At 67.8% G+C, this 12823-nt stretch carries 15 protein-coding genes; 6 read left to right on the top strand and 9 right to left on the bottom strand.

Annotation, left to right across the window (positions count from 1 at the left end; all coding sequences use genetic code 11):
- Window positions 1-1134: an alanine racemase gene (alr, locus tag ACXPWS_RS27295; protein ID WP_458709646.1), complete on the top strand. Its 1134-nt coding sequence runs from the start codon at window positions 1-3 to the stop codon at window positions 1132-1134.
- On the opposite strand, the gene ACXPWS_RS27290 is transcribed toward alr, so the two are convergent.
- Together ACXPWS_RS27290 and ACXPWS_RS27285 are read right to left on the bottom strand one after the other, a co-directional pair.
- Complete coding sequence (locus ACXPWS_RS27290; RefSeq protein ID WP_458709645.1) at window positions 1080-1940, bottom strand: SDR family oxidoreductase; 861 nt, start codon at window positions 1938-1940, stop codon at window positions 1080-1082. The two genes, alr and ACXPWS_RS27290, sit on opposite strands and share 55 nt — an antisense overlap.
- A 20-nt stretch (window positions 1941-1960) precedes the next feature.
- Window positions 1961-3073 (bottom strand): FAD-dependent oxidoreductase, encoded by a 1113-nt coding sequence (locus ACXPWS_RS27285; protein ID WP_458709644.1) that lies wholly within the window; start codon window positions 3071-3073, stop codon window positions 1961-1963.
- A gap of 72 nt (window positions 3074-3145) precedes the next feature.
- Between ACXPWS_RS27285 and ACXPWS_RS27280 the strand changes: the two genes are divergently transcribed.
- Window positions 3146-3811 (top strand): TetR/AcrR family transcriptional regulator, encoded by a 666-nt coding sequence (locus ACXPWS_RS27280; RefSeq protein WP_458709643.1) that lies wholly within the window; start codon window positions 3146-3148, stop codon window positions 3809-3811.
- Here the strand turns inward: ACXPWS_RS27280 and ACXPWS_RS27275 are convergent.
- Window positions 3808-4092, bottom strand: coding sequence for a barstar family protein (locus tag ACXPWS_RS27275; RefSeq protein ID WP_458709642.1), 285 nt, complete (start codon window positions 4090-4092; stop codon window positions 3808-3810). The genes ACXPWS_RS27280 and ACXPWS_RS27275 overlap by 4 nt on opposite strands.
- On the bottom strand, window positions 4089-4454 hold the full coding sequence (locus tag ACXPWS_RS27270) for a guanyl-specific ribonuclease (RefSeq protein WP_458709641.1): 366 nt from the start codon (window positions 4452-4454) through the stop codon (window positions 4089-4091). The genes ACXPWS_RS27275 and ACXPWS_RS27270 overlap by 4 nt, the downstream gene beginning before the upstream one ends.
- Before the next feature lie 93 nt (window positions 4455-4547).
- Between ACXPWS_RS27270 and ACXPWS_RS27265 the strand changes: the two genes are divergently transcribed.
- A complete protein-coding gene (locus ACXPWS_RS27265; RefSeq protein WP_458709640.1) occupies window positions 4548-5657 on the top strand; it encodes an LLM class flavin-dependent oxidoreductase in 1110 nt (369 codons plus the stop codon).
- Window positions 5658-5666: 9 nt separating this feature from the next.
- Window positions 5667-5957, top strand: a complete 291-nt coding sequence (locus ACXPWS_RS27260) for a hypothetical protein (RefSeq protein WP_458709639.1) — start codon at window positions 5667-5669, stop codon at window positions 5955-5957.
- Here ACXPWS_RS27260 and ACXPWS_RS27255 read toward each other — a convergent pair.
- Together ACXPWS_RS27255 and ACXPWS_RS27250 are read right to left on the bottom strand one after the other, a co-directional pair.
- Window positions 5950-6696, bottom strand: coding sequence for a class I SAM-dependent methyltransferase (locus tag ACXPWS_RS27255; protein ID WP_458713713.1), 747 nt, complete (start codon window positions 6694-6696; stop codon window positions 5950-5952). The two genes, ACXPWS_RS27260 and ACXPWS_RS27255, sit on opposite strands and share 8 nt — an antisense overlap.
- Before the next feature lie 14 nt (window positions 6697-6710).
- Window positions 6711-7442 (bottom strand): MBL fold metallo-hydrolase, encoded by a 732-nt coding sequence (locus tag ACXPWS_RS27250; RefSeq protein WP_458709638.1) that lies wholly within the window; start codon window positions 7440-7442, stop codon window positions 6711-6713.
- Window positions 7443-7477: 35 nt separating this feature from the next.
- On the opposite strand from ACXPWS_RS27250, the gene fgd reads away from it, so the two are divergent.
- A complete protein-coding gene (fgd, locus tag ACXPWS_RS27245) occupies window positions 7478-8488 on the top strand; it encodes a glucose-6-phosphate dehydrogenase (coenzyme-F420) (protein WP_458709637.1) in 1011 nt (336 codons plus the stop codon).
- Here fgd and ACXPWS_RS27240 read toward each other — a convergent pair.
- Genes ACXPWS_RS27240 through ACXPWS_RS27230 form a run of 3 tightly spaced genes read right to left on the bottom strand, consistent with a single transcriptional unit; the run spans window position 8448 to window position 11009 of the window.
- Entirely contained in the window at window positions 8448-9215 is a 768-nt protein-coding gene (locus tag ACXPWS_RS27240) for a GntR family transcriptional regulator (protein ID WP_458709636.1), read from the bottom strand. The two genes, fgd and ACXPWS_RS27240, sit on opposite strands and share 41 nt — an antisense overlap.
- 19 nt (window positions 9216-9234) lie before the next feature.
- Window positions 9235-10011: a 3-oxoacyl-ACP reductase FabG gene (fabG, locus tag ACXPWS_RS27235; RefSeq protein ID WP_458709635.1), complete on the bottom strand. Its 777-nt coding sequence runs from the start codon at window positions 10009-10011 to the stop codon at window positions 9235-9237.
- An 8-nt stretch (window positions 10012-10019) separates the two neighbouring features.
- On the bottom strand, window positions 10020-11009 hold the full coding sequence (locus ACXPWS_RS27230; RefSeq protein WP_458709634.1) for a phosphotransferase enzyme family protein: 990 nt from the start codon (window positions 11007-11009) through the stop codon (window positions 10020-10022).
- A gap of 252 nt (window positions 11010-11261) precedes the next feature.
- On the opposite strand from ACXPWS_RS27230, the gene ACXPWS_RS27225 reads away from it, so the two are divergent.
- A complete protein-coding gene (locus ACXPWS_RS27225; protein ID WP_458709633.1) occupies window positions 11262-12821 on the top strand; it encodes an APC family permease in 1560 nt (519 codons plus the stop codon).
- The last annotated feature ends 2 nt before the right edge of the window (window positions 12822-12823 follow it).

The following is a 12823-nucleotide window of genomic DNA, read 5'->3' as shown; positions in this document are numbered from 1 at the left end:
ATGAGCCCGGAAGCGGTCATCGACCTGGCGGCGGTGGCGCACAACGTCGGGGTGATCGGGGACCGCTCCGGCGCCGAGGTGATCGCGGTGGTGAAGGCCGACGGCTACGGCCATGGCGCGGGCGAGGTGGCCCGGGCCGCGCTGGGGGCGGGAGCCACCGAACTCGGGGTCGCCACGGTGGGGGAGGCCCTGGCGCTGCGCCGGGCGGGAATCACGGCGCCGGTGATTGCGTGGTTGCACACGCCGTCAACGGATTTCGCGGCCGCGGTCGAGGCCGGTGTCGAGGTGGTGGTCTCCACACCCGCCCAGCTGGCGGCGGTCATCTCGGCGGCCCGCACGCTGGGCCGGACCGCCACGGTGGGCGTCAAGGTCGATACCGGGCTCGCGCGCGGCGGGGTGTCCGAACGTGACTGGCCCGACATCTGTGTGTTGCTGAAAGACGATGCGCTGACGCTGCGCACGGTGATGTGTCACCTGGCGCGCGGTGACGAACCCGGGCATCCGCTCAATGCGGCTCAGGCCGCCGGGCTGGATGACGCCGTGGCGCACCTGACGCGCGCGGGGCTGCCGCCGCGACGGGTGCACATCGCGAATTCGGCTGCCGCATTGACCGATCGGAGTCTGTGCCGGGACGTTGTCCGGACGGGGATCGCACTCTACGGCTGCAGCCCGGTGCCTGCGCTCGGCGATTTCGGGCTGGTTGCGGCGATGACGCTGACCGCCGAGGTGGCCCAGATCCGCAGAATCGCTGGTGGACAAGGGGTCTCGTACAATCATCGGTGGGTTGCCCGGCGGGACACCACGGTTGCCGTGCTGGCGTGCGGATACGCCGACGGGGTGCCCCGCGCGCTGAGCAACCGGCTGCCGGTGCTGATCAACGGCCGTCGATTCGACGGTGTCGGCCGGATCTGCATGGATCAGCTGGTGGTGGACCTCGGCCACGACGGCGGTGGCGTGACCGAGGGGGATCGGGCCGTGCTGTTCGGTGGCGCCGGCGCGACCGCCGCGGACTGGGCCGAGGCAACCGGCACCATCGACTACGAAATCCTCACCGGCATCGGCGGGCGCACCACCCGGCGTTACTTGCCGTCGGACTCGATGACGCCCTGGGCGGCCCGCGCGCGGTCCTCGTAGCTCTTGCGCTTGGCCTTGTCGAACTCCAGGAACACCCGGTCCAGGCCGAGTGCCTTGTTCATCGCGCGCCGGGCCTTGGGGGGCAGCATCTGGGCGGCTTGCGCGGTGAACCGCAACGGTGGGGGCACCGACACGTGGGTCTTCGGCTTCTCCAGCGTCTTGATGATGGCCGCGGCGATGTCCTCAGGCTCGACCGGTTTGATGGCGCCGCTGGACTTGGTGCCCGCGATCAGCTCCGTATTGGTGAACGGCGGCATGACCACCGAGACGTTCACCCCATAGGGCGCCATCTCGTCGGCGAGCGCGGTGGACAGACCGACGACGGCGTACTTGGCGCCGACGTAGACCACCTGCCCGGGCAGCGGGATCAGGCCCGACAGCGAGGCGATGTTGATGATATGGCCGCTGCGGCGTTTGACCATGTCCGGCAGTGCCAGCTGCGAGCCGGTGAGCACGCCGTACACGTTCACCTCGAGGGAGGACCGGATCGACTGTTCGGTCTCGTCCAGGAACGGGCCCACCGGCATCACCCCGGCATTGTTGATGAGCACGTCGATGTGGCCGCCACCGTCGGTGCGGGCCTTGTCCAGGAAGGTCGCGAACGATTCCCGGTCGGTGACGTCCAGCGGATAGCCGGAGACCTGTCCCAGCTTGGTGAGTTCGACGACCGCCGACTCCTGCAGCGCGACATCACGGTCACCGATGACGACGCGGGCGCCGCGGGCCAGCAGGGCTTTGGCGGTGGCATAGCCGATACCGCGGGCGGCTCCGGTGATCGCGATGGTCTTGCCACTGATGTTGTCCATGGCGGCGAACTTTACACGTGTCAAGTTTTTCGCGAAAGGGTGGCCATCAGGTCGGGTTGGGCCTGTTCGCCGTGCAACGCGGCCTGCATCTGTAGCGCTTCCCGTGCGGCAGACTCGCTGCGCGGGAACATCACCGCCTCGTATGCGCTCAGGGCGGCCTCGACGTCACCGGGGTGTGCGGCGATCGCCGCGGCGAGTTCGGCACCGTCGCGCATCGCCAGGTTTGCGCCCTCACCCGATGGCGGCGACAGGTGGGCGGCATCACCGAGCAGCGTCACGCCCGCGACGCGGTCCCAGCGGTGATCGGCGGGCAGGGTGTAGATCTTGCGCACGGTGGGGCCGGCGTCGCAGTCGGTGATCAGTGCGGTGAGTTCGGTTGCCCAGCCATCGAATTCGGCGGCGACACGGGTGGGATCGGTGAGGTCGACGGATTCGATCCAGTCGGCGGATCGGTGCAGGGCGATGTAGCTGTGCAGCACGTTGTCCGGTTCGCGGTGCGCACCGATCCACTGTCCGGCGGCCACGGCGAACATCGATCCGGCGCCGACCGCCTCGGCCGCCGCCGGGTGTTTTTCGTCCGCGTCGTACAGATAGGTTTCGACGAATGTCATCCCGGCGTAGACGGGCGTCGCGTCCGACAGCAGGGGCCGCACCTTGGACCACGCACCGTCGGCGCCCACGAGCAGGTCGGTGGTGACAGATAGGCCGTTGGCGAAGTGCAGTTCGTGGCGTCCGGCCCGGACCGTGCGGACGCCGGACACCTTGTGGCCCCAGCGCACGGTGTCCGCGGGCAGGGAGTTCAGAAGTACCCGGCGCAACTCCCCGCGCAGCACCTCCGGGCGGTCCCCGGCGCCGTCGTCGGGCTGGTCGAGCAGCACCGTGCCGTCGGGGGCGAGCACGCGGTCCGCCTCGGCGCCGTGATGGATGACGGCGCGGAACTGCTCGGTCAGCCCGGCCATCGCGAGGGCGGGCTGACCGGTGTCGGAGTGGATGTCGAGCTGTCCGCCCTGCGTGCGGCTGCCCGGCGAGGGCTCCGCTTCGTAGACGGTGCTCGCGATGCCGTGCACGTGCAGTGTCCGCGCCAGCGTGAGACCGCCGATTCCGGCGCCCACGATCGTGACGTGTGGCGTCATCCAGACCTCCTTGGTTGGAACGTTGTTCCAACCAAGGTTGGAACAACGTTCCATGCATGTCAAGATGGGCAGGTGACGGAACGCCGGGTCGACGCCCTGTCGAAGGAGCGCATCGTGGAGGCGGCGATCGACATCCTCGATACCGAGGGCGAGAACGCTTTGACCTTCCGCGCCCTCGGCGCCCGGCTGGCCACCGGCAGCGGGGCGATCTATCACCACGTGGCCGACAAGAACGCGCTACTGGCCGCGGCGGCCGACACCGTCGTCACCCGCGTCCTGACCGGCGCCACGGGAGCTGTGAATTCCTCCCCGTCGGAACCAGAGGCCGGCATCCGGGCCATCGCGCTGGGCCTGTTCGACGCCATCGACGAGCACCCCTGGGTGGGCGCCCAGTTGCATCGCCACCCCTGGTCGGCGCTGTTGCAGATCTTCGAAGGTATCGGTGGCAGGATTCAAGCGCTCGGGATTCCCGAAGCGGCGCAGTTCAACTCGGCATCTGCGCTGTCGAACTACATCCTGGGGGTCGCGGGGCAGAACGCCGAGAACGCCCGTTCCCAGGTGGCCGGAGCGGACCGCGCGGCCTTTCTCGCCGAGGTCGCGCGGCAGTGGACGCAGCACGATCCCGCGCGCTACCCGTTCGTACATCAGGTGGCCGCCCAGCTTCGCGATCACGACGACCGCGACCAGTTCCTGGCCGGGATCGACCTCATCCTGGCCGGGATCGCGACCGTTCGCTAAGCGGCGTTCGTCAGCCAGAGGTCCACGCCGGAGTCGGCGAACACCCTCAGCAGCGTGCTCCACACCGGTTCGCCGATGGCCGCCCTGGCCTGCTTGTACGGCGCCAGCACGAACCGGAAGCCGCCGTCGGCCGGGGTTCCGAAACCCCCTCGCAGGCAGTCGGCCAGCGCATCGAGATTCGACCCGAAATAGCCGCCGTCGCCGTTGACCGCCCTGCCGATCTCGGTGAAGAAATCGGCCTTCGAACCGATCCGGCTCCCGTCGATCAGGTAGCTCTTCATACCCCTCCGATCAGGCAGAACGACTCGTAGTGATCACCGGTGTAGTAGAACTCGGGCGGGTCGGTGAGGGGTTTCCCGCCGGTGATCACCCGCCGGGTGCCGCGGTGCGACACGCCGGGGGTCGGCACGGTGTACTCGTGGTAGTAGCCGCGCTCGTGCTGCGGCAGCCTGCCCTCGAAGTTGCCGAACACCACGCCGTCGTTGCGGGGATAGGGAAACGGGCCGCCGGATTCGATGCGGTGCACGGTCTCGCCGGCCTGTGCCGGCAGGCCGCGCAGATCGCAGGTACCGTCCGGTTGGGGGTCCGCGCCGCAGCCGGAAAGCAGCGTGCACACCAGTGCCACCAGAGCCGCCGCGCGCATCGGGACGACGCTAGCAGGCCGAAATTCTGATCATGGTGATTCGATCACCCCCATCCGGAATGTGCGCACTCCCGGCACGTTAGACATGAGGTGATGACCGTTCCGCTTTCCATCCTCGATCTCGCGCCGATCAGCGCGGGCAGTGACGCGGCCACGGCACTGCGCAACACCGTCGACCTGGCCCAGCACGCCGAGCTGTGGGGTTATCGCCGCTACTGGGTGGCCGAGCACCACTATGTCGCGGTGGCCAGCTCGTCGCCCGCGGTGCTGATCGGGCAGATCGCGGCGGCGACCAACAGCATCAACGTGGGAGCGGCCGCCGTTCAGCTGGGGCACACCACGGCGATCGCCGTGGTCGAGAGCTTCGGCATCCTGGATGCCTTCTACCCGGGCCGTATCGATCTCGGTGTCGGCCGCTCCGGCCAGCGGCGTGCCGAGTCGCTGCGCGAGGGTCCGCGCACCCCGAAACCACCGCGGGAACGCCACGAGGTGGACGGCGTGGTGATACCCGCCCCGTTCGACGTCGGGGCGTTGATGCGCAATCCGCGGCTGCGCGCCATCATGGCGACATTGCAACAACCCGAGGCCGTTGCACCGGATTTCGGTGATCAGGTGGCCGATATCGTGGCGCTGCTGCGTGGCACCTACCGTGCCGGGGACTTCGAGGCGCACGCCACGCCCGGTGACTCGACCACGTTGCGACCCTGGATCTTCGGCAGCTCGAAGGGTCAGAGTGCACAGGTGGCCGGTGCGCTGGGGCTGCCGTTCGTGGCCGCCTATCACATCGCGCCCGCGACCGCGCTGGAGGCAGTTGCGGCCTATCGCAACGCTTTTGCGCCTTCGCCCGAGCTCGCCGAGCCCTATGTGGTGCTATCGGCCGACGTGCTGGCGGCCGATGATGAGAAGACCGCGCGCCACCTGGCGGCCAGCTTCGGCCATTGGGTGCATTCCATCCGCGCCGACGGCGGCGCCGCCCCGTACCCGGATCCCGACACCGTCGCCCCGCTGACCGACGAGCAGCTGGCCCTGGTCCAGGACCGGCTGGAAACCCAGTTCGTCGGCGACCCGGACCAGGTGGTAGACCGGCTGGCCGCGCTGCAGCGGGTGACCGGTGCCGACGAGCTCGTGATCACCTCGGTGGCGTTCCGGCACGAGGATCGGCTGCGTTCGCATGAGCTCGTCGCCAAACGGTGGGCAGGCTAATCTGATTCGGTGTCGCAAACGACCGTCGGGCTGCTGATCCTGGCGGCGGCCCTGTTGACGGCACTGGCCGGGGTGGGCTTGCGTCTTGCCGTCGGCCGCAAGAGCGAGTCCCCGGGCGTCCGCCGGGTGGTGATCACCCTGCGCGGCAATGTGATCGGCAGGGTGCTGTTCGGCCGGGTGCTCACCGATCCCTTCGACGACGACGAACTGGACGGGATGATCCTGATGCCGGCCATCGTCTTGGCCTGCGGACTGTTCTTGACCGGAGTGTTCCTTCTCGGTTACGGCGTGCTCACCTAGGCGTGCCGTCCGTGGCACGACACAGCACGGTCAGCGCGTCATTGGCGGCGTGCACGCCGGCGTCGCCGATGGTCGCGGTGAGCCGGGCACGCAGCGTGTCCTGATCGGCGGCGGGCAGTCGCAGCACGTTGGAGTAGGTGGTGACCAGGTCCACCCAGTCGGCGCAGGCATAGTGCGGCTGCTCGACGTAGCGGTGGCGCTCACCGGTGAAACCGGCGGCGGCCAGCAACGGGTCGAGGTCGGCGCCCTCGATATCGGTCGACGGCCGCTGCCATTGCGCGAGGATCCCGTCGTACGCCGAGCCGAGTCGGTCCGGTGTCGGCGTGACGGGCACGATGCGGTTCCACAACAGCGCCAGCCTGCCGCCGGCGGTCAGCAGTGCGCGAACCTTGGGTAAAGCGGTCGTCGGATCCACCCAATGGAAGGACTGCGCGAACACCACCAGTTCGAAGGTGCGGCCCGCCGGGTCCCAGTCCTCGAAGGTGGCCACCTCGACGGTCAGGCCATTCCGTTCGGCGATCTCGGCCATCTGCGGGTCCGGTTCCACCGCCAGCACATGGGCGCCCGCGTCGCGCAGCTGGGCGCTGGCTATCCCGGTACCAGCGCCCACATCGAGCACCCGAATTCCTTGGCGGTCAACAAGATCGGTGATGAGTGCGGCAGGATAGCGTGGCCGGTGCCGGTCATAACGCGCGGCCGCGGACCCGAACGAGTTCGCTCGCAGCCGGTCCCGGTGCAGCGGTGCCGGGTCGCTCACCGGGCGGCCTGTTCGGCCGCATCGAGGATCCGGCCGCGCCAGGCCGGGCCGTGCCCGGGCAGCAGCACCTCGGTGTCGAGCATGCCGAGCGCGGCCAGGCTGCGCACACACCCGTCCTGATCGTGGTTGAACAGACCCGGCAGCAGCTGCGGGCCGCGGCGGGTGCTTACCGGGTGGCCGGTGATCAGAGCGTCCCCGGCCACCAGCACCCCGTCGACCAGATAGGAACAGTGTCCACCGGTGTGTCCGGGTGTCGGAACGGCGATCGGGGCACCGGGCAGGGTGGCCGCGATGTTCTCGTCGAACGCCGCGGCCGTCGGGATGCCCTCATGGGTCAGGCCGCCCTTGCGAATCAGTGCCAGCGACCACGCGAGGTAGCGCGGATTCCAGGCGCGGGCCAGCACATCCACCGGCGACGCCTGCTCCAGGTACTGCCGCTTGGCGTGTCCGACCTCCGTGGCGTGCGTATACACCGGTGTGCCATGGGTTTTCGCGAACCAGATGGCCGAGCCGAGGTGGTCCACGTGGGCGTGGGTCAGCAGGATGGCCCGCACATCCTCGGGGCCGAAGCCCAGCTCGCGCACCGAGTCGAGGACCTCCTCACGGCTCCCCGGATACCCGGCGTCGATCAGGATGACGCCGTCGTCATCGGCCACCAGCGTCCAGTTCACCAAATCGGTCTGGACGAAATAGATGGTGTCGGTGATACGGGTCAGGGCTGCCGGCATGCCCGCGAGTGTAGGCGGGGAGTAAAAAGGACTCTGTGGCTGAACTCAAACTGGGGTACAAGGCATCAGCGGAACAGTTCGCTCCGCGCGAACTGGTGGAGTTGGCGGTGGAGGCCGAGGCGCACGGCATGGACAGCGCGACGGTCAGCGATCACTTCCAGCCATGGCGGCACGAGGGCGGGCACGCGCCGTTCTCACTGGCATGGATGACAGCGGTGGGGGAGCGCACCAAGCGGCTGGTGCTGGGCACCTCGGTGCTGACCCCGACCTTCCGGTACAACCCGGCGGTGATCGCGCAGGCGTTCGCCACCATGGGGTGTCTGTACCCGGACCGGATTTTCCTCGGTGTCGGCACCGGGGAGTCGCTCAACGAGATCGCCACCGGCTATGAGGGCGAGTGGCCGGAGTTCAAGGAGCGTTACGCGCGGTTGCGCGAATCGGTGCGGCTGATGCGGGAATTGTGGCTGGGCGACCGGGTCGACTTCGAGGGCGAGTACTACAAGACCAAGGGCGCCTCGATCTACGACGTGCCCGAGGGCGGCATCCCGATCTACATCGCCGCCGGTGGTCCCCAGGTGGCCAAGTACGCGGGTCGCGCGGGCGACGGTTTCATCTGCACCTCGGGTAAGGGCGAGGAGCTGTACAAGGACAAGCTGATTCCGGCGATGCGCGAGGGCGCCGAGGCGGCGGGCAAGAATCCCGACGACGTGGACCGGATGATCGAGATCAAGATCTCCTACGACACCGATCCCGAACTGGCTCTGGAGAACACCCGCTTCTGGGCGCCGCTGTCACTGACCGCCGAGCAGAAGACCAACATCCACGATCCGCTGGAGATGGAAAAGGCCGCCGACGAGCTGCCCATCGAGCAGGTCGCCAAGCGCTGGATCGTGGCATCGGATCCCGACGAGGCCGTCGCGAAGGTCAAGGATTACGTGGATTGGGGCCTGAACCACCTGGTGTTCCACGCGCCCGGACATGACCAGCGGCGGTTCCTGGAGTTGTTCAAGCGAGATCTCGAACCTCGGCTGCGCGCGCTAGCGTGATGCGGGTGTTGCTGGTCGCGGTCAGCCGCACCCGGTCCGCCCGGAACAGGTCGTAGGCGTACTCGAACGGTCGGCCGGTGGTATCGCGGGCCACCCGGGTGATGGCCAGCAGTGGCCTGCGGTGCGCGATGTCGAGCCACTGCGCCTCCCGCGGACTGGCGCTGACCACCTCGATCGTCTCGTTCGTGGTGGCCGGCGCCAGCCCGTAGCGCACCCGCAACAGTTCGTAGAGCGATCCCCCCAGCGGCTGTTCCAGCAGATCGCCCACCTGGTCGGCGACGAAGCAGGACATGTCCACCGACAGCGGTACCCCGTCGGCGTAGCGCAGCCGCCGGATGACGAACACCTCGGCGTCCTCGGCGATTTCCAGTGCTGCGGACTCGGCGAAGGTCGCGGGCCTGCGGTCGGTGGCCAGCACCTTGGTGGCGCTGGTGTGGCCGCCGCTCTGCAGCAGGGCGGGCAGACCGGCCAGCTCGGCGGCGTTGCGCTGCACCATATCCGCGCGCACGAAGGTGCCCCCGGAGCGGCCGGTGCGCCGTTCCAGCACCCCGGCCTGGCTCAGCGGCAGCAGTGCGCTGCGCAGTGTCGCCCGGGACACCGCGAAGCTCTCGGCCATCTCCCGCTCGGTGCCGAGTCGCGAGCCCGGCCGCAACGCCCCGCTGGACAGCATGGACAGAATTCGCCGGCGCACATCCTCGGCGACGGCGCCCCCCGCCGTCTCTTCCATGATCAGGCCTCTTCCACGATCAGTTGATGATCGCATCCAGGGATTCGGGCAGCACCTGGCCGCCGTCGACGGCGATCGCCTGGCCGGTGATGTACCCGGCTTCGGCGGTGGCCAGGAACGCCGCCAGGTGACCGATGTCCTCCGGGGTGCCCAGGGCGCCGGCCGGGATGGACCGCGCCATGCTGGCGATGTACTCCTCGCCGTTGGCGATCATGCCTTCGCTCATGATGTTGCCGGGCAGAATCGCGTTCACGGTGATCTTGTGTGGTGCCAATTCGATTGCCGCCGTGCGCATGAAGCCCAGCTGCGCGGCCTTTGTGGCACCGTAGTGGGACCAGCCGGGGTAACCGGTGATCGGCCCGGTGATGGACGAGGTCAGGACCACCCGGCCGCGCCCGGAAGCGATCAGCGCATCCAGGCAGGCCTGCACGGCGAAGAAGGTGCCGTTGACATTGATGCCCATGATCTCGTTCAGTTGGTCAGGCGTCATGGTGGCCAGCGGCGCATCGGGGAAGATCCCGGCGTTCGCGCACAGCACGTCCAGACCGCCGAACGCCTCGACCACCGTCGCCGCCATCTCGTTGCAGGACTGCCGGTCGCTGACATCGACACGGACGCCGACGACCTTGCCCGGTCCCAATCCGTCCAGGGCTCCGACGGCCTCGTCGAGATCGGCCGCGGAACGGGCCGCGACCGCGACATCGGCCCCGGCGCGGGCGAACACGGTGGCGATGCCGCGGCCGATTCCCTTGCTTCCGCCGGTCACCAGTACCGAGCGGGACTGCAGGTCGAACATCTGTCTCCTTAACGTAACCAGGTGTGATCGTCGAGATAGCGCTCGGCGAGACGCGCTGTGCCGACGGCGAATCCGGGACCGACGGCGATAGCGGCGTCGGCATCGGAGTGCGAGGCGATCCATGCGGTGAGCTGGATGCGCCGCAGCATCACGAACGTCGGGATGAGGGCCAGATGCGCCGCGGGCAGCGTGCGCACCTTCAGGTAGCCGCGCAGCCATTCGTCCACGATGCGTTCGGCCTCGGGGGTGTCCTCGATCCACGACACCACCGCGCCCAGATCGGCCAGGTGCCAGCCCCAGCCGGAGTCGTCGAAGTCGATCACGGTGATGCCGTCCGACGGCGCCGCCGGGTCGACCATCAGGTTGGACAGCCGCAGATCCGCGTGGATCAGGCCGAATCTGTCTGCACCGGTACCGAATTCGGCCAGTTGCTCGGTGATGTGGTGCACCGCGCGCATGATCGAGACCCGGTCGGCGTCAGCCAGGGCCGGCGCCGCGCGCCAATCACCCCACCGGGCGCCGGGGCCGAGGATGTCGTCCAGATCCCAGCGGAACCTGGTGAAGTCCGCCGGCACGGACCAGTTCTGGACGTGTTCGTGCATGATGGCCGTCAACTCGCCCAAGGTGGCGAAGCCGACCGAGTCCGGCACCTCTTCTGCGGTACAGCCCGGAATCAGGGTGACGGCGTCGACGTACAGTTCGCGGCCGTCCACCGCGGCGGTCACCACCTCTTGGCCGGCGCCCGCGAGCACCAGCTCGGGGGTGCGCACCGAGGTCTCCCGGCGCAGGGCGCTCATCCAGGCCAGCTCCGAGCGGATGGCCGCCTCCGTGTGGTACCCCGGGCGGTGCACCCGCAGCACGATCGGGGCATCGTCGTCCACCAGGTAGGTGGCGTTCTCGGACAGGCTCAGCAGGCGTAGCGGTGTCTCCGGGTCACGCCGGTAGGCGGGAAGTGCCGTCCGGGCGAAGCGCTGATGATCGGCAGGCAGTCCCGGCATGCCGAACAGTGTGAAGCAAGGATCGGTCCAAAGCAGACCAAATAGGCGAGATTTACCTCGCTGTTGCAAACTCTCCCAGGCTCGAAACATGTCCGAAACAATGGGTGTGACGACCGAGTTTCCCGGTTGACCAAGCATTCTGGACGAGGTAACAATGGCCGACGTTGCACTACGTCGCCGGCATCGAGGCAGGTGACGTTTGGATACCAGACCAAATATCGGTCACCAGAAATGCCCTCAGATTGGGATTCAATGAGCGAGATCATCGATCCACCGGCGCCCGCGGGTGCCGACTCCATCCAGCGCCTCAAACCGAATGCCGTCGGTCTGGTCGGTGTGTTGTTCATGGCAGTGGCCACCGCCGCGCCCATCACCGCAATGGTCGGCAATGTGCCTATCTCGGTGGGCTTCGGCAACGGCGCCTATGCGCCGGCCGGCTATTTCGTCGCCACCATCGTGCTGACCCTGTTCGCCATCGGCTACGCCGCGATGAGCAAGCACATCACCGCCACCGGTGCCTTCTACGGTTACATCTCGCACGGGCTGGGCCGAATCGTCGGACTTGGCGCGGGTTTCCTGACCGCTCTGGCCTACATGGTGTTCGAGGCATCGCTCATCGGAATCTTCTCGTTCTTCGGTAACGACCTGTTCTCATCGCTGTTCAACATCCACGTGCCGTGGATCGTCTTCGCGCTGGTGATGCTGGCGATCAACGCCCTGCTCACCTATTTCGACATCAACCTGGCCGCCAAGGTGCTCGGCGTCTTCCTGATCACCGAGATCGTGATGTTGGCGCTGATGGCGTTCTCGGTGCTGTTCACCGGTGGCGGCCCGCAGGGCTGGTCGTGGGGATCGCTGAACCCGCTCAACGGTTTTCACAGCCTGTCCGGTGTGGTCGCGGGCGCCGACGGTCACATGATGACCGTCGCCGGATCTGCCGGCGTCGGCCTGTTCTTCGCCTTCTGGTCCTGGGTCGGGTTCGAATCCAGCGCCATGTACGGCGAGGAATCGCGCAATCCCAAGAAGATCATCCCGATCGCCGTGGTCAGCTCCGTCATCGGTATCGGCGTGTTCTACGTGCTGGTGTCCTGGTTGGCTATCGTCGGTACCGGACCGGATAATGCCGTTGCGCTGGCACAGGATTCGACGACGGCGGGCAATATCTTCTTCAACCCGGTGCACGAGCATCTCGGGCAGTGGGCGGTCGACCTGTTCAAGATCCTGCTGATGACCGGATCGTTCGCCTGCGGGATGGCGTTCCACAACTGTGCCGCCCGCTACCTGTACGCGCTGGGCCGCGAAGATGTCATCCCCGGGATGCGTAAGACTGTCGGCGCCACCCACCCGCTGCACGGCTCTCCGCACGTCGCCGGGTTCGTGCAGACCGGCTTCGCCACGGTGGTGGTGCTGTTCTTCGACCTGACCGGCCGCGATCCCTACACCGGCCTCTACGGCCTGATGGCGCTACTGGGCACCACCGCGATCATGATCGTGCAGGCGCTGGCGGCTTTCTCGGTGATCTCGTATTTCCATGTGCAGAAACGTCATCCGGAGACCGCCAACTGGTTCACCACGTTCCTGGCTCCACTGCTGGGTGGGCTCGGCATGGTGTACGTGATCTATCTGTTGGCCAAGAACGCGTCGTTCGCCGCGGGCACCGCGGCCAGTGACTGGGTCTTCGCGGCCATCCCCTGGGTCGTCGCGGTGGTCGGCATCGGCGGCGTGCTGTGGGCCGTCTTCCTGAAGTTCAGGGAACCCACCCGGTACGCCGAACTGGGCCGTACCGTGTTGGAAGAAGCGCACGAGCGCTGACC

This window comes from Mycobacterium sp. BMJ-28 (genome assembly GCF_054404835.1).
This window is presented reverse-complemented; position numbering and strand designations above follow the sequence as displayed.